General features: G+C 64.5%; 13 protein-coding genes. 5 read left to right on the top strand and 8 right to left on the bottom strand.

The genetic code is table 11. From position 1 onward, the window contains the following. Nucleotides 1-33 precede the first annotated feature (33 nt). From AC5V87_RS27025 to AC5V87_RS27040, 4 genes are all read left to right on the top strand, one after another. Nucleotides 34-1158: a flagellar basal body P-ring protein FlgI gene (locus tag AC5V87_RS27025; protein WP_456837339.1), complete on the top strand. Its 1125-nt coding sequence runs from the start codon at nt 34-36 to the stop codon at nt 1156-1158. Next, a complete protein-coding gene (flgJ, locus tag AC5V87_RS27030) occupies nt 1158-1529 on the top strand; it encodes a flagellar assembly peptidoglycan hydrolase FlgJ (RefSeq protein ID WP_456837338.1) in 372 nt (123 codons plus the stop codon). Before AC5V87_RS27025 ends, flgJ begins: the two co-directional genes overlap by 1 nt. 11 nt (nt 1530-1540) lie before the next feature. Then, the gene (locus AC5V87_RS27035) at nt 1541-2038 is read left to right on the top strand and encodes a hypothetical protein (RefSeq protein WP_456837337.1); all 498 of its coding nucleotides are present in this window, start codon (nt 1541-1543) and stop codon (nt 2036-2038) included. A 159-nt stretch (nt 2039-2197) separates the two neighbouring features. Further along, nucleotides 2198-2557 carry a hypothetical protein gene (locus AC5V87_RS27040; protein ID WP_456837336.1) on the top strand — a complete coding sequence of 120 codons (360 nt, stop codon included), beginning with the start codon at nt 2198-2200 and terminating at the stop codon, nt 2555-2557. Between the two features lie 41 nt (nt 2558-2598). Here AC5V87_RS27040 and flaF read toward each other — a convergent pair whose 3' ends face one another. From flaF to AC5V87_RS27060, 4 genes are all read right to left on the bottom strand, one after another. Beyond that, complete coding sequence (flaF, locus tag AC5V87_RS27045) at nt 2599-2967, bottom strand: flagellar biosynthesis regulator FlaF (RefSeq protein WP_027560338.1); 369 nt, start codon at nt 2965-2967, stop codon at nt 2599-2601. Nucleotides 2968-3358: 391 nt separating this feature from the next. Beyond that, nucleotides 3359-5599, bottom strand: coding sequence for a DUF1522 domain-containing protein (locus AC5V87_RS27050; RefSeq protein ID WP_456837335.1), 2241 nt, complete (start codon nt 5597-5599; stop codon nt 3359-3361). A 240-nt stretch (nt 5600-5839) separates the two neighbouring features. After that, nucleotides 5840-8080 carry a DUF1522 domain-containing protein gene (locus AC5V87_RS27055; RefSeq protein ID WP_456837334.1) on the bottom strand — a complete coding sequence of 747 codons (2241 nt, stop codon included), beginning with the start codon at nt 8078-8080 and terminating at the stop codon, nt 5840-5842. 322 nt (nt 8081-8402) lie between these two features. Next, a complete protein-coding gene (locus AC5V87_RS27060; RefSeq protein WP_456837333.1) occupies nt 8403-10643 on the bottom strand; it encodes a DUF1522 domain-containing protein in 2241 nt (746 codons plus the stop codon). A 323-nt stretch (nt 10644-10966) separates the two neighbouring features. On the opposite strand from AC5V87_RS27060, the gene flbT reads away from it, so the two are divergent. Then, nucleotides 10967-11404 (top strand): flagellar biosynthesis repressor FlbT, encoded by a 438-nt coding sequence (gene flbT / locus AC5V87_RS27065; RefSeq protein WP_407118440.1) that lies wholly within the window; start codon nt 10967-10969, stop codon nt 11402-11404. A 71-nt stretch (nt 11405-11475) separates the two neighbouring features. Here flbT and AC5V87_RS27070 read toward each other — a convergent pair whose 3' ends face one another. From AC5V87_RS27070 to AC5V87_RS27085, 4 genes are read right to left on the bottom strand one after another with little or no spacing between them, the layout of a single operon-like run. Beyond that, on the bottom strand, nt 11476-12969 hold the full coding sequence (locus AC5V87_RS27070) for a pyridoxal phosphate-dependent decarboxylase family protein (RefSeq protein WP_495368234.1): 1494 nt from the start codon (nt 12967-12969) through the stop codon (nt 11476-11478). Beyond that, complete coding sequence (locus AC5V87_RS27075; RefSeq protein WP_456837331.1) at nt 12966-14219, bottom strand: ATP-grasp domain-containing protein; 1254 nt, start codon at nt 14217-14219, stop codon at nt 12966-12968. The genes AC5V87_RS27070 and AC5V87_RS27075 overlap by 4 nt, the downstream gene beginning before the upstream one ends. 2 nt (nt 14220-14221) lie before the next feature. Next, nucleotides 14222-15844: a hypothetical protein gene (locus tag AC5V87_RS27080; RefSeq protein WP_456837330.1), complete on the bottom strand. Its 1623-nt coding sequence runs from the start codon at nt 15842-15844 to the stop codon at nt 14222-14224. A 10-nt stretch (nt 15845-15854) separates the two neighbouring features. Further along, nucleotides 15855-16637 carry a hypothetical protein gene (locus tag AC5V87_RS27085; RefSeq protein ID WP_495368236.1) on the bottom strand — a complete coding sequence of 261 codons (783 nt, stop codon included), beginning with the start codon at nt 16635-16637 and terminating at the stop codon, nt 15855-15857. Nucleotides 16638-16702: the final 65 nt, after the last annotated feature.

Consider the following 16702-nt stretch of genomic DNA (forward strand, 5'->3'; position numbering starts at 1 on the left):
GGAGGCTTTTTGAGGGGCCTTGGGGAGCAGAAAATGCCAGGCGTTCGTTGGGTGAGGATTGTTGGGATGGCCTGCGCCGCGCTCTCGGCGCTGGCGCTGTCGCTCAGTTCGGCGGCTGCGACCTCGCGCATCAAGGACCTCGCCAACATCGAAGGCGTCCGCCAGAACCAGCTCATCGGCTACGGCCTCGTCGTCGGCCTCAACGGCACCGGCGACACGCTCAACAACATCCCCTTCACCAAGCAGTCGCTGCAAGCGATGCTCGAGCGCATGGGCGTCAACATCCGCGGCGCCACCATCCGCACCGGCAACGTCGCCGCGGTGATGGTCACGGGCAATCTGCCCGCCTTTGCCACGCAAGGAACGCGCATGGACGTCACCGTCTCAGCGCTCGGCGATGCCAAGAACCTTCAGGGCGGCACCCTCCTCGTCACCCCCCTGCTCGGCGCCGACGGCAACGTTTACGCCGTGGCACAGGGCTCGCTCGCGATCTCCGGCTTCCAGGCCGAAGGCGAAGCGGCGAAGATCGTGCGCGGCGTGCCGACGGTCGGACGCATCGCCAACGGCGCCATCATCGAGCGCGAGATCGAGTTCGCGCTCAACCGGCTGCCGAACGTGCGCCTGGCCCTGCGCAATGCCGATTTCACCACCGCCAAGCGGATCGCAGCGGCGATCAACGACTATCTCGGCGTCAAGACCGCCGAGCCGATCGATCCTTCAACGGTGCAGCTTTCGATCCCGCCGGAGTTCAAGGGCAACGTCGTCGCCTTCCTCACCGAGATCGAGCAGCTCCAGGTCGATCCTGATCTCGCGGCCAAGATCATCATCGACGAACGCAGCGGCATCATCGTGATGGGCCGCGACGTCCGCGTCGCCACGGTCGCGGTGGCGCAGGGCAACCTCACGGTCACGATCTCGGAGAGCCCGCAGGTCAGCCAGCCCAACCCGCTGTCGCGCGGCCGCACCGTGGTGGCGCCGCGCAGCAGCGTTTCCGTCACCGAGGACGGCAGGAAGCTAGCCCTCGTCAAGGACGGCGTCTCGCTCCAGCAGCTCGTCGACGGCCTCAACGGCCTCGGCATCGGTCCGCGCGATCTGATCAGCATCCTCCAGGCGATCAAGGCCGCCGGCGCGATCGAAGCCGACATCGAGGTGATGTGATGCAGACGAGCACGATCAATACCCCGCACCTCACCCCGTACTCCCCGGCCTTCTCCGTCGAGAGCCGCAACGGTCGCCCCGACTTCGAGCTCGCCGCCGCGTTGCAAAAGGTCTCGCCTCAGCAACAGGTCAAGGCGCAGAAGACCGCCACCGACTTCGAGGCGATGTTCCTCAACAGCATGTTCTCGCAGATGACCTCGGGCCTGAAGGGCGAAGGCCCGTTCGGCGACACGCCGGGCACCGGCGTGTGGCGCTCGATGCTGACCGAGCAATATTCCAAGAATTTCGCCAAGGCCGGCGGCGTCGGCGTCGCCACCGAGGTCTACCGCACCCTGATCATGCAGCAGGCGAAAACGATCCGCACGGCATAAGGTCAAACGAGATGAACCAATTCACCGCCGCACGTCAGCCGATCCAAGCGCAGCGCCCGAACGGCGCGCCCGGCAGCATTGAAGCGCGCAAGCTCGCCGAGAAGCTGATGGATGCGATGAACGCCCTGCTCGGCCTGATCGAACGCGAGACTGAGCTAGTTCGCGCCGGCAAGGTCCGCGAGGCAATGACGCTCGAGAGCAGGAAGCAGGAGCTGTCGCGCAATTATGTCGTCGCTGTCAGCGAGCTGAAGGCCAACCAGGCCCAGCTGGCGAAATCCGCGCCCGAGCTGCTCTCGACGCTGCATCGCCACCACGATGCGTTCCGCGCCATGCTCCAGGTCAATCTCACGGTGCTTGCGACGGCGCACGCGGTCTCAGAGAGCGTCGTGCGCGGCGTCAACGCCGAGATCCAGAAGCGCAACGTGCCGAACACCTATACGGCTGCAGGACGCCGCGCCGCTCCCGGGCCGCGCCACATCACGCCGCTCGCGGTCAGCCGCTCGCTCTGAGCGCGCGCAACAACAATTGACAATTTTACGAAAACCCGCGCGGCGACATCGTCGCGCGGTTAGGCACGTTTGCTTACCCGGTCTTTAATCCTGGTGTTCCATGGTTGCGCATTGAGAGGGGTTGGGATTTGACTCACGTAAGGCAACCAGGAGGCTGCCATGAGTACAGATTTCAGCATCCGGCCGGTGGGGATCCCGGCCCCCGCGCAGATCGTCCCGACGTCGAATTCGGCGGCGAACGAGGCCGTGCAAACTGATTTGCCGGTGAGCCAGACGGTCGCCGCGAGCGATACCAGCGCGGCCGCGCGCAACGATCTCCAGAACAATCAGAACATCTCGCGACAGGTCGTGTTCGACCAGGCGGCCGCCTCGTTCGTTTTTCAGGTAGTCAACGAGAAGACCGACGCAGTGGTCAACCAGTTCCCCGACGAGGCGATGCTACGCCGGCGGGCCTATTTCCATGCGGAGGATCTGAAGGCCCAGCCCTCGCGTCCGCTCAATACGGACCTCAGCGCCTGATTGGCTCAGACTGTCGGCCAAGGCCGACGACCGTCACGTCCTCACGGACGGCCGGACAGACCGGCAGCAATATTGCGGTTGATCTCGATCAGCGGGCGGAAGTGATCGAACTGCGGGCTCATCTGGAGCGCGGCAGTCTGGCTCAGCACGAACACGCTGATGTTGGCGATCTTCTGCCGGACGTCGAGCGGCTGCGGATTGGTGTCGCGCATCGCCTCGCTGAGGAAGATCGTCCAGAGCTTGCGATTGAACATCAGCGCCTGCATGGTCTGCTCGCTGAGGGGATCGGCGCTGTTGACGGCATCCTGAAGCTTGTTGGCGGCCTTCAGCAGGGTCTGCGCTTCGATGTCGCGGGGGGAGGCGGTGGTCGTTGCGACACGCGCGTAGGCCGAGGCAGCGGAATTCGACATCAATCACACCTTGGAGGTTTACCTAGCCCGTTGAACGCGCTTAAGGATTTCTTTCCCAACCCTAGGCAGCACCGCTTAAGATTTGCTTACGTGTCTGCTTGGAAGCCCTCCGGACTATTACGGTCACGGAGTCCTTCGTCATCGCGAAGCTAGATGTACACATGCGCGCTGTAAACACGCTTCGCACGATGCGCATCGATCTCGGCTAATCCTGCCTTAGCGATCTCCATAAAAACGGCGGAGCATAAGGCCCGCCGCGACGTTACGATTCAATTTCCTGCGCCACGAAACTAAAGCATGATCCGGAAAAGTGCGAAGCGGTTTTCCGGAAAGATCATGCGTAAACTACAACCTAAAGCGCGATGACGATTCATCCAAATCTCATCGGGCTTTAGCGGAGCAGCTGCAGCACGCTCTGCTGCGACTGGTTGGCCAGCGACAGCGCGGACACCGCGATCGACTGGCGGGTCGACAGCGCCTGGCTGTTGGCGGCTTCCTCGTTGGTATCGGCGAGCGTCAGGTTGGACGAGCCGGTTTGCAGCACGTTGATCAGGTTCTTCGAGAAGTCCTGACGCACCTGCACGATCGAGAGGTTCGAGCCAAGCGCGGAGCCTTCCGAGCGCAGCGTGCTCGAGGCCGCATTGAGGCTCGCCAGCACCTTGTTGGTCGCACCGTTGTCGATGAAGTCGACGCCGTTGACGAGATTGCTGAGACCGAGGCCGGCCGCGTTGAACACCACGCCGTTGATGCTGAGCGTCGAAGAGCCGGTCTCGTTGAAGACGAGCTTCAGAGTGTCGCCGTTGAGCAGGTTGACGCCGTTGAACGAAGCGTCCTGCGAGGTGGTGTCGATCTGCGCCAGGATGTTGTTGAACTGGTTGACAAGATTGGAGCGCGCCGTCTGCGCCACGGGATCCTGGATCGGCGGCTGCGCGGTGGTGAAGGCAACCGTACTGGTGATCGTGCCGCCGACGACGCCGCCGGCGGTGACCGAGCCGAGCGTCGAGGAGGCGTATTCGTTGACCGTGGTGATCGTGAGCACGCCGTTGGCGTCGATCGTCGCCGTCAGGTGGTTGGCCTGAAGCTGGTTGTTGAGCTGGTCGAGCGTCTTGACCGTCCCGTTGGTGCCGTCACCGAAGGTGACGTTCACGGGCTTGCCGCCGTTGAAGGAGGTGAAGGTCAGCGTCTTGCCGGAAATGCTGCCCGGACCCGGCGCGCGGCCCGCGGTAAAGGCGGTGCCCGTGCCGGTCGGACCGGTCAGTCCGAACGCGGACAGCGCGTTGCCCGTTCCAGTGATCGACAGATCGGCGGTCGTGCCGGTGCTGAGCTTGAGCGCACCATTGACGACCGAGGACAGCGATGAACCGCTCGCCGCGACCACGGCGCCGGCGCTGACCATGCCGGCGCCCGAGGCCAGGTCGACCGCGTTGAGCGAATCCTGGACGGTTGCGCCCTGGAGATAGACTATGGAATTGCCATTGTTGTCGGTGACGATGTTGCCGATCTTGGTCGACCCCGTCGGCGCGGCGGCAGGGACGGCCGCGTTCTTGAACGTGACCGTCTTGCCGTCGACGTTGAGCGTGGAGCCGTCCTGAACCAGCGTGCCCAGCGTCGACGGGTTGGTCAGACGCGCCTTGGTCACGTTGACATTGCCGGAGCCGGTCGCGGTGGTCAGGCCCAGCGCCTTGAGGAAGTCGGCCTTGCCGGTGATGCTGAGATCGGCGCCGGTGCCGGTGGTGAGGGTGAGCTGGCCACCGGCGATGGCGGCGTTGGTGCCCGAAGAGTTCGACAGCGTTGCGGTGCCGCCCGCGATTGCTGCGGTTTGCACACCGCTTGCAAGATCGATCGCGTCCATCACGTCCTGGACGGATGCAGCCGGGGCGGCGTTCGTTCCAAGATAAACCGTGGAATTGCCGTTGCCATCGGTGACAACGTTGTTGTTCTTGCCGGAGCCGGCGGGCACGTTGGCGATCGCAGGCGCAGCCCCGGCCCTGAAGGTGATGGTCTTGCCGTCGACAATCAGCACATCGCCGTCGGATGGCGCGCCGTTCGCCGCGATGGTGGTGGCGCTCGGCGTACCGAGCAACTTGAGATTCGGCGCAAGGCTTGCCGCGGTGCCAGCACCGTCGGGGGCGGCGTTACCGGTCAGCGCTTGCGAAATGCCACCGAGCGTGGTGCCAGTGGTGATCGGAGTCGTACCGCCGGCCGTGCCGTTGGTGACGACGTTGCCGGTCGCCGTCGCATAAGTGTAGCTCGTGGTGCCGCGCAGATCCGCCGGCGTCGCGCCGGGGATCGTGGTCGAGATGTTCGACTTGGTGGAGTAGCCGACCGTGGTCTGGAGGGCCTGGTTGGCGATGGACTTAGCGCTGTCGATCAGCTTCTGCAGCGAGGTGATGCCGGTGTTGGCCGCCTGCAGAACCTGCACACCGTTGTTGATGCCGTCGAGCAGGTTGCTGATGTCGCTCGCCCGGTTGTCCAACCCCTGCGCGGTGAAGAAGTTGGTCGGATTGTCGAGCGCCGTGTTGACCTTCTTGCCGGTCGATAGGCGCGACTGGGTGGTTGCGAGCAGGTCGGCCGTTGATTGCAGCGACAACAGGTTCTGGCGAACTGACGCCGAGAGAACGATGTTGGACATTGGCGGTCTTCCTTTTGAACCGGATACGAATCGGGCTCGCCGATCTGGAAAGCGGGCTTTTGTCGAGTTTTAGGGGCTGTCCTTTAAAGTATGGTTAACGGCGACTTAAGGGTTAGGGTTAATGCCCGGTTAGCGCCCTCCCCGCCTCGGAACGTCGGCTCCATCGAGCCCTTTCACGAACAAAAAACGGCGGGGCCGAAGCCCCGCCGCCGGTTTTAGTTCCGTGATTTCAGACGCTTATTAGCGGAGCAGCTGGAGCACGCTCTGCTGCGACTGGTTGGCCAGCGACAGCGCCGAGACCGCGATCGACTGGCGGGTCGACAGCGCCTGGCTGTTGGCCGCTTCCTCGTTGGTGTCGGCCAGCGTCAGGTTGGACGAGCCGGTCTGAAGCACGTTGATCAGGTTCTTGTTGAAGTCCTGGCGAACCTGCACGACCGAGAGGTTCGAACCGAGCGTCGAGGCTTCCGAACGCAGCGTGCTCGAGGCTGCGTTCAGCTTGGCCAGCACCCTGTTGGTCGCGGAGTTGTCGATGAAGTCGGTGCCCTGCACCAGACCAGCCAGACCCAGACCCTTCGAATTGAAGGTCACGCCGGTGATGTTCAGGCTCGACTTGCCGGTCTCGTCGAATACCAGCTTGAGCTGGTCGCCGTTCAAGAGGTTCACCCCGTTGAAGGACGAGTCGACCGAGGTCGTGTCGATCTGCGACATAATGTTGTTGTACTGGGACACCAGGTTGGAACGGGTGGCCTGGGCAACCGGGTCGACAGTCGGCGTCGTCGCGTTGCTCCAGGTCAGTGAGGTCGTGATCGTGCCCCCGATCGTGCCACCAGCGATCACAGATCCGATCGTCGAGGATGCATAGTCGTTAGTGGCCGAGATCGTGAGCAGGCCGTTGGCATCGATCGTGGCCGACAGGTTGTTGGCCTGCAGCTGCGTGTTGAGCTGATCGAGTGTCTTGACCGTGCCGCCCGTGCCGTCGCCGAAGGTGACGTTGACCGCTGTGCCGCCATTGAAGGAGGAGAAGGTCAAGGTCTTGCCCGAGACGCCGCCGGCCGAGGCGGCACGGCTCGCGGTGAAGGCGGTGCCGGTGCCGGTGGAGCCGGTCAGGCCGAGCGCGGACAATGCGTTGCCCGAACCTGTGATCGACAGGTCCACGTTCGCACCGGTCGAGAGGTTGAGCGCGCCGGCCACGATCGACGAGTTCTTGGCGCCTGCGGTCGTCTGCAGGGCACCGGAAGCACCCGCCGTCTTGACGGTCTGCACACCGGTCGCAAGATCGATGGCGTTCAGAACGTCGTTGACGGTGCCGGCCTGAAGGTAAACGGTCGAGTTGCCGTTTCCATCCGTGACCAAATTGCCGACCAGGGTGGAACCCGTTGCGACTGTGGTGGGCGTCGCCGCGTTCTTGAACGTGATCGTCTTGCCGTCCACGTTCAGCGTCGAGCCGTCCTGGATCAAAGTGCCGAGTGTGCCTGCGGCGGTTGAGCGCGCCTGGGTCACAGTGACGGTACCGCTGCCCGCCGCCCCGGTCAGGCCTAGGGCCTTCAGAAGGTCGGCCCGGCCAGTGACGCTGAGATCAGCACCGGTACCGGTCGTGAGGGTAAGAACACCACCTGCGCTAACGGAAGCCAAAGTGCCCGAGCCGGCGACGACGGCAGTACCACCGGCGTTAAGTTTCCCAGCTCCGGTCGCCAGATCGATCGCATTGAGCAGGTCCTGCACCGAGCCGGTCGGAGCCGTGGCACCCGTGTAGACGGTAGAGTTTCCGTTGCCGTCCGTAACGATGTTGCCAACCTTGCTGGAGCCTGAGGGCGCCGCGGTCGGAACGTCGGCGGACTTGAAGGTGATCGTGTGCCCATCGACCGTCAACGTCTCGCCGTCCGAAGGCGCGCCCTTGGCGGCAATGGTTGTCGCTGAGGGGGTGCCGGCGAGCGTCAGGGTCGTAGCCAGTTTGGCCGCAGTTCCTGCGCCGTCAGGCGCCGCGGATCCGACCAGCGAAGCGGACCCGCCGCCGAGCGTGGTTGTTCCGGTCGCAACGGTGGTACCGCCCGCACTACCATCGAACACCACGTTCGAGAGAGCGGTCGTGCTGGTGTAGGTCGTGGTGCCGCGCAGGTCGGAGGCTGTCGCGCCCGCAATCGTGGTCGAGACGTTCGACTTGGTCGAATAACCGACCGTGGTCTGGAGCGCCTGGTTGGCGATCGACTTGGCGGAGTCGAGCAGCTTCGACAGCGAGGTGATGCCAGTGTTGGCGGCCTGGAGCACCTGCACGCCGTTGGCGATGCCATCGAGCAAATTGTTGATGTCGCTGGCGCGGTTGTCGAGCGACTGGGCCGTAAAGAAGTTGGTGGGGTTATCCAGCGCCGTATTCACCTTCTTGCCAGTCGACAGACGCGACTGGGTGGTGGCGAGGAGGTCGGCGGTGGACTGGAGAGAGAGCAGGTTCTGGCGAACCGACGCAGAGAGAACAATACCGGACATAACTCTTACCCTTCTGGTTTACGCGTCTTCGTTCGATCGCTTCGGATCGAGTGACGGGCACAGCCTGCGCGGACATGGCTAACAAAGGGTGAAACCTGCTCGCGAGCCGTAAGCGCCGGTTCACCATAAGGCTCAGAAAGCGGGTCAAGATCGGTGACGATCAAGCTGAAACTCCTCACGTTTTTCCCGCGTTTACTCCCTGTTAACCATAACCGACAGTTACTTTTAGAGCTTTAGAGCCGCCAGAGCACCTCTCGATGCAAAAAGAAAGCGGCGGAGCCGAAGCCCCGCCGCCATGACTTGATCGCGATGTCAGCCGCTATCAGCGGAGCAGCTGCAGCACGCTCTGCTGCGACTGGTTGGCCAGCGACAGCGCGGAGACCGCGATGGACTGGCGGGTCGACAGCGCCTGGCTGTTGGCCGCTTCCTCGTTGGTGTCGGCGAGCGTCAGGTTGGACGAGCCGGTCTGCAGCACGTTGATCAGGTTCTTGTTGAAGTCCTGGCGAACCTGCACGACCGACAGGTTCGAACCGAGCGTCGAGGCTTCCGAACGCAACGTGCTCGAGGCCGTGTTCAGCTTGGTCAGCACCTTGTTGGTCGCGGCGTTGTCGATAAAGTCGGTGCCCTGCACCAGACCAGCCAGACCCAGACCCTTCGAGTTGAAGGTCACGCCGGTGATGTTCAGGCTCGACTTGCCGGTCTCGTCGAACACCAGCTTGAGCTGGTCGCCATTGAGCAGGTTGACACCGTTGAACGAGGCGTCCAGCGACGTGGTGTCGATCTGCGTCATGATGTTGTTGTACTGGTTCACCAGGTTGGAACGGGTGGCCTGGGCAACCGCATCAGCAACCGGCGCGGTCGCGTTCGACCAGGTCAGGGCCGACGTGATCGTACCACCGATCGTACCACCGGCGGTGGCAGATCCGATCGTCGAGGACGCGTAGTCGTTGGTCGCCGCGACTGTGAGCAGGCCGTTGGCGTCGATCGTGGCCGTCAGGTTGTTGGCCTGCAGCTGCGTGTTGAGCTGATCGAGCGTCTTGACCGTGCCGCCGGTGCCGTCGCCGAAGGTGACGTTGACCGCCGTGCCGCCATTGAAGGAGGAGAAGGTCAAGGTCTTGCCCGAGATGCCGCCGGCCGAGGCGGCACGGCTCGCGGTGAAGGCGGTGCCGGTGCCGGTGGAGCCGGTCAGGCCGAGCGCGGACAGCGCATTCTTGGTGCCCGTGATCGACAGATCCGCGTTCGCACCAGTCGAGAGGTTGAGCGCGCCGGCCACGATCGACGAGTTCTTGGCGCCTGCGGTCGTCTGCAGGGCACCGGAAGCACCCGCCGTCTTGACGGTCTGCACACCGGTCGCAAGATCGATGGCGTTCAGAACGTCGTTGACGGTGCCGGCCTGAAGGTAAACGGTCGAGTTGCCGTTTCCATCCGTGACCAAATTGCCGACCAGGGTGGAACCCGTTGCGACTGTGGTGGGCGTCGCCGCGTTCGAGAACGTGATCGTCTTGCCGTCCACGTTCAGCGTCGAGCCGTCCTGGATCAAAGTGCCGAGTGTGCCTGCGGCGGTTGAGCGCGCCTGGGTCACAGTGACGGTACCGCTGCCCGCCGCCCCGGTCAGGCCCAGGGCCTTCAGAAGGTCGGCCCGGCCAGTGACGCTGAGATCAGCACCGGTACCGGTCGTGAGGGTAAGAACACCACCTGCGCTAACGGAAGCCAAAGTGCCCGAGCCGGCGACGACGGCAGTACCACCGGCGTTAAGTTTCCCAGCTCCGGTCGCCAGATCGATCGCATTGAGCAGGTCCTGCACCGAGCCGGTCGGAGCCGTGGCACCCGTGTAGACGGTAGAGTTTCCGTTGCCGTCCGTAACGATGTTGCCAACCTTGCTGGAGCCTGAGGGCGCCGCGGTCGGAACGTCGGCGGACTTGAAGGTGATCGTGTGCCCATCGACCGTCAACGTCTCGCCGTCCGAAGGCGCGCCCTTGGCGGCAATGGTTGTCGCTGAGGGGGTGCCGGCGAGCGTCAGGGTCGTAGCCAGTTTGGCCGCAGTTCCTGCGCCGTCAGGCGCCGCGGATCCGACCAGCGAAGCGGACCCGCCGCCGAGCGTGGTTGTTCCGGTCGCAACGGTGGTACCGCCCGCACTACCGTCGAACACCACGTTCGAGAGAGCGGTCGTGCTGGTGTAGGTCGTGGTGCCGCGCAGGTCGGAGGCTGTCGCGCCCGCAATCGTGGTCGAGACGTTCGACTTGGTCGAATAACCGACCGTGGTCTGGAGCGCCTGGTTGGCGATCGACTTGGCGGAGTCGAGCAGCTTCTGCAGCGAGGTGATGCCGGTGTTGGCGGCCTGGAGCACCTGCACGCCGTTGGCGATGCCATCGAGCAAATTGTTGATGTCGCTGGCGCGGTTGTCGAGCGACTGGGCCGTAAAGAAGTTGGTGGGGTTATCCAGCGCCGAGTTCACCTTCTTGCCGGTCGACAGACGCGACTGGGTGGTGGCGAGGAGGTCGGCGGTGGACTGGAGGGAGAGCAGGTTCTGACGAACCGATGCGGAGAGAACGATACCGGACATACTGTTACCTTTCTGGTAGCTACGCGTCCTGCTTGACCGAGATTGATCAAACGACGGCCGGACGGTGCCTTCGAGCCTCTAACAATCCGTGAAATGAAGCCGCCGGTTTGTCCGCGTCGGGCCCCAAGCGTCGTCCCGCACGCTTGCAGCGCAGCTCTTTGCAACCACCCAAGCCATTGACATCGCTACGTTCTTCAACGCGGGCGCGAATCTTTACGACCCGTTAACCACATTCAGCAAGGATTGGACCCAAATCAGGGCCGGCAGTTGTCGTTCACTGGGACGCGCGCCGCTCGTTACAAAAGGGTTGATGGAGAACAGGCATGGCTCTCAAGGTCGAGCTCAAACCGCACGAACGCATCATCGTCGGTAACTCCGTGATCACCAACACGGACCAGCGCGCGCGTCTTCTGATCGATGGCGAGAACGTGCCGATCCTGCGCGAGCGCGACATCCTCACGCCGGAGACCGCCGACACCCCCGCCAAGCTCGTCTATCTGGCGGTCCAGCTGATGTACATCTCGCCGGATCCGCAGACCCAGCACGGCACCTATTTCAACCTCGTGCGTGACATCGTCACCGCGGTGCCGAGCTCCTGGCCGATCATCGAGGGCATCAACAACAACATCATGAGCGGCGATCTCTACCGGGCCCTCAAGGAGGCCCGCAAGCTGATCGCCTATGAAGACAAGCTGCGCGACCAGTACGAGGCCACGCATCCCAAGAACGATATCAAGAGCGACGTCAGCTCGGCCGCCTGAGCGCTTCGCGCATCTGAAAGCAAAACGCCCCGGACCAGGTCCGGGGCGTTTTGTCTTGAGCGATCTTGATGTCACTGCGACGCGAGCGGTGGTGCCTCGACCTCGATCACGCCGCCGCGCTGCGCGCCGAACTTGAGCACGGCCGCAACCAGCGCATCGATGTCGGTCTCCTCGGTGCGATGATTGACGATCGCCGCGCGGATCGCGAACCTGCCGTTCACCGTCGTGCTCGACGGTGCCGCGGCGCCGGACTCCTGGATGTCGGCGACGATGTCGCGGTTGACTGCGTCGCCTGCGCGATAGCGGAAACAGACGATGGTGAGGTTCACCGGCGCCAGCAATTCCAGCCGCGGCTCGGCCAGAATGCGCGCCTCCAGATATTTTGCCAGCGCGCAGCTTCGCGCGATCACCGCGCCGAGGCGATCGGTGCCGAACGTCTTCAGCGTGAACCAGGTCTTCAGCGCGCGGAAGCCGCGCGACAGATCGGGGCCGAGATCGCAGGGCCAGACCGTGCCGGCCGCAAGCCCCCTCGCTTCGCGGCTGAGATAGGCCGCCGGTTGCGCAAAGGCCTGCCGATGCTGCTCGCCGTCGCGCACCAGCAGGAAGCCGGCATCGTAGGGCACCTGCCCCCATTTGTGGAAATCGAGCGCGATGGAATCGGCGAGCTCGATGCCGCAGAGCAGTGGCGCGAGCTCGGGCGAGAGGATCGCGAGCGCGCCGAAGGCCCCGTCGACGTGAAACCAGATGCCTTCATCGCGGCATAGCTGCGCAACCGCCCTGAGGTCGTCGATCGCGCCGATATCGACCGTGCCGGCGGAGGCGACGACGAGGAACGGCTTGAAGCCAATTTCGCGGTCGGCGGCGATCTGCGCGCGCAGCGCGGCGACGCCGATGCGATGATCGGCGTCGACATCAATCTTGCGCAGCGCATCGGTGCCGAGCCCGGCGATGTCCATCGCCCGCGAGACGCAGCCATGCGCGGCCCGCGAAGTGTAGGCGGTGAGTAGCGCGCCGTCATTGCCGATGCCGTGCTGCCGCGCCAGCGTACCGAGCACTGCCGTGCGCGCCACCAGCACCGCCATGAGATTGGCCATCGACGTGCCCGTGACGAAGATGCCGCTCGCGCTGTCAGGAAAGGCGAACAGGCTACGCATCCAGCCGACGATCTGGCGCTCGACCTCGATCGGCATGTGGTCGCGCCCGCCGAGATTGGCGTTGAGGCCGGCCGCGAGCATCTCCGCTAGCATGCCAACTGCGGTGCCGCCGCCATGCACCCAGCCCATGAAGCCGGGATGGACGTTGCCGGTCGTATAGGGCGCGACATGCGCCGCGAATTCGCGATAGACCTCGGCGAGCTCCCTCGCCCCGCGTGGCACGTCGCTCTTCAAGGCCGCGCGGACCTCGTCGGGAATCGGCTGCCACACCGGGCGCGAGCGAATGTTGGCGATGCCGTCGATGGTCTCGTCCAGCATGCGATGAGCGAGCGCGCGGAATTCGCTCCAGTCCTGCGGATCGAGCGAGCCGTTCGTGACGGATCTCTGCGTGTTGCGGATGATCTCGTTCATGCTGCACGCTCTGCGCCGGCCTTGGCGTGCCGCGACAGCATCGCGGTGAACGCGGCAAAGATCTTGCGCATCTGCGGCGGCTTGTAGGGAAACACGGCCGGCGGATCCATGTTGTGCACGACGGCGGTGTTGTCGGCTTCGAAGACCAGCAGCTCGCCATCGCGATTCTCGGCGCAATCGACGATGAAATAGTCGAGGCCGACGCGCTTGCACATCTCGTCGAGCGCGCCGCGATGACGCGCAGCGAAAGCGTTGTCGAAGTCGAGCATGAAGGCGGCTTCTTCAGCCCGCTTCTCTTCGCTGAACGCCATGTAGGCGTTGAGATACCAGATGTCCCAGCGGTCGGCGATCGCCATGTGGCAGGCGTAAGGCTTGCCGTCGACCATGGCGAGACGATATTTGCGATAGAGCCCGTCGGGGTTCGCATAATCGACGAAACGCGCGACGAAGAAGTCCTGCTCCTGCCGCTCGGCGAGATAGGCCTTGAGCGCCGCTGCATCGTCGACCTTCACGAGCCCGACGCCGGCATGCGTGCCGCGTGGCCGCACGATCATCGGAAAGCGCAGCTCGCCCGTGATGTCCGCGCAAGCGATCTTGCCTTCGAGTAGGTCCGACAATTGCGCGCGCGTCGTGTGGACGGTAACGGGAATTTCGAGACCGGGGATATCTGCCAGCAGCCGGTACAGCTTGTCACGATCGAGATTGCCGATGAGCTCGGGGCGATTGAGCAGCGGCCGCGGCCAGCGCGGCGCCGCCTGCTCGATCACCGCGAGTGTCTCGCGGCATTCCTCGGAATCGGAAGCGACCACGATGGCGACGTCGTGATCGGGCAACGTCTCGGGCAGACCGACGCCCTTGACCACATAAAGCGTGAGCAGCTCGATGTCGGAGCCTTCGAGCAGGAATTCGATTGGGGTGTTGCCGCCCATGTCGATATCGGCCGCGAGCGCGAGCACGCGCAGGCGCGGCTTGGCGACCGCGCACGGCGTGCGAAACAATTGGTGGAAGGCGAGCACCTCGGTCTGGATCACGAGCCCGGCCTCCTTCTCGCCGAGAAGCTGGGCAATCAGCGACAGATCGAGGCCCTCGCCCGCCTCCGCCGTTCCCTCTGCGATCCTCGCCAGCAGATGCTCGCGCAAAGGATGCAGATCGCCGCCCTCGAAGGCCCGTCGCGTCAACTGCGCAAAGCCGATGCGGTCGGAATAGTTCGGCGTGGTCACGCTATCAGGCGCGGAAACAGGATGCAGCATCTTCAACCCTCGAGCACAAACTTCCCCGGCGCAGCCGTGGCGCGGTCAAGCAGCAGCTCGATCTTCACCAGAACGTGCGCGATGCGATCGAGCACATGCTGCAAATTACGTTGCGCCTGCACGGCATCCGCCGACCAGGTTTCGGTGATGAGCCGCGCGCCGACGCAGAGCCGCAACGTGGCCTGCGGCGCCTCGCCCTGCCGCTCCAGCCGGACCGGCTGGCCGATCAGGCAGCGTTGTGCGGCGACCTGCCGGTCCGCCGCGCTGCCGCTCAGTTCCTCGCCCATGTCGCGCGCCAGCGCCCGATGAACGGCACTGGTCTCGGCAAGCGGGACAGGTTTGTCGTCGCGCAGCAGCGTGAACGGAAAGATCGTGGCGTGGGCGAATTCCTCGTCATCCGCGCCGATGTTCTCGGTTGCCGCCGGAATGGCACGCAGCGACGGCGACAGCGCGAGCATGCTGTCGATGCCGATCGCAAGCTCGGCCAGCGCCCTGGCGCGGAATGCGCCGGGCACGGCGTAGTACCTGCAGATTTCGGCGAGCGCTGCTTCCCAACGCAACCACTGACCGAAATTCGGCCGGCGCTCGAAGCGAGAGCGCAGTGCCGTCCAGGCCGTCGGCCAGTCGCAACGGGCGGCATAGTCGAAAATGCCCGGCGCGATTGCGCCGATCCGGTCGATCGACCGCGACAGGCCTTTCGGCACCAGCAGCGCGCCGCTGAAGGCGGGTCCGCCGAAGAACTTCGAGCCGGTCATCAGCACCATGTAGCCGCGCTCGAGGTAGCAGCGTAGCCGGCGGCGGCCGAGCCGCGCCTGACAGGCATCGACGACCACCTGAACCTTGCGCGGCCAGCGCCGCGCGATGTCATCGAGGCAGGCAGCACTCGGCGCGCGCCAGCCGAGTTTTGACGAATCCATGATGTGCAGAAGAACGCAGCGGTCTTGCGCGAGGCTGGTCTCGATGGCGCGCATGACCGCAGCATCCGCATCCGGGCGCATCGCGACGCCGGAAGCGGCATCCAGCAGCGGCACCGCGATGCTGTCGCCGGCAAGACCGGCGACCGCAGCATCCTTGCGCACCGCAACGCCGCTCGCCGTCATCGCGCTGAAATGGTGTCCACGCGCGGTATGAAGCGTGCCGCTGCCGGTTTGATCCGCGCCGACCACGATCGTCACCGGCGAGGCGCCGAGCACCGCGTGAGCCAGGAACAGCGCGTGGAGTTGGGAGTCGGTGCCGGACGGCGAGAACACGATGTCGACGCGCGGCGAGAGCTGGAGATGGCCGCGCAGCTCCTCGCGCATGCTCTCGCAGCGCGCATCGAAGGCGATTTCGACCTCGTCGAACAGGCACCTGTGCATCAGCTCTTCGCGCGCGAGCGCCGCACGGTCATAGGCCGCTTGCGAGATCGTCGACGCGGTCGAGGACGCGAAATTCCAGATCTCCGGCTCGGGCGAGGCCGCACAGCCATAGGCGTTGAGGCGATCCCCGGGATCGAGCGCAAGGCGCGGGTCTCCGCCGGAGGACAGCAGCGTGTCCAACGACGTGAAGAGATCGCGCAAGCGATAGCGCGAGCCGCCATCGGGCGCGCGTTCCGAAGCTGACAGGCGGGATGCGCCGGTGCTCATCCCGCAGGGCTCATGCCGCGTCGGCCGCCGCCGCTGGCGCGGCTGCGAATTGCGAGGCGATGTCGCCGTGGAACACCGATGGCCCGACATGGTCGAGCGAGCTCTGGATGTCGGCCCAGATTTCCCCGCCGATGTCGGTCCAGCGCTTGCAGAAGGCAAAGTCCTCAGAGAGATACGTGCCGGTCGCGGGATCAATCATGCATTCGAACAGCGCAAACCGGTTTTGGCTCGCCGCCAGCGCATCGTGGGAATGCTCGCGGAAGAATTGCAGATTTGCGTAGGCCGGATGACGGCACATCGCCTCCAGCACGTGGCGGCGGATCATCAGGAAGCCGGTGCCGGCGTAGCGCACGCGGGTAAAGCCGTTGACGACCACGATGCGGTCGGGGTCCTCGACCTCGAGCACGTAGTCGAGGGCGGCGGCCGGCACGTCGGTGCGGCCGGCCTCGATCGCCCGCTTCGCCTTGTCCCAGTTCACCCGCTTGATCGGATAGCAGCCGGCAACGACGTCCGCCCCGCACTCGATCAGCCGGAACACCTGCTCCGGCCTGAAGCCGATGTCGGCGTCGATGAACAGGAAATGCGTCGCCTTGGGATCGTCCAGGAACATCGCGACCAGATTGGCGCGCGCGCGTGTGATCAGCGCATCGCCGTCTCGCAGGTGCACCTTGAGATCGAGATTGGACATGCCGTGCACGGCGCGCTGGAGCGCGAAGATCGAGCTGGCATAGATGCTCGAGACCTGGCCGCCGAAGCACGGCGTCGCCACCACCAGCTGCATCCTCCCCGACATCGGCCGCTCCGCCCCGCTCCAAGTCACCAAGAGGTAAAGAGGCATGGTTAACGACGCCTTAACGC

The sequence above is a fragment of the Bradyrhizobium sp. SOJA106 genome (assembly GCF_059448745.1).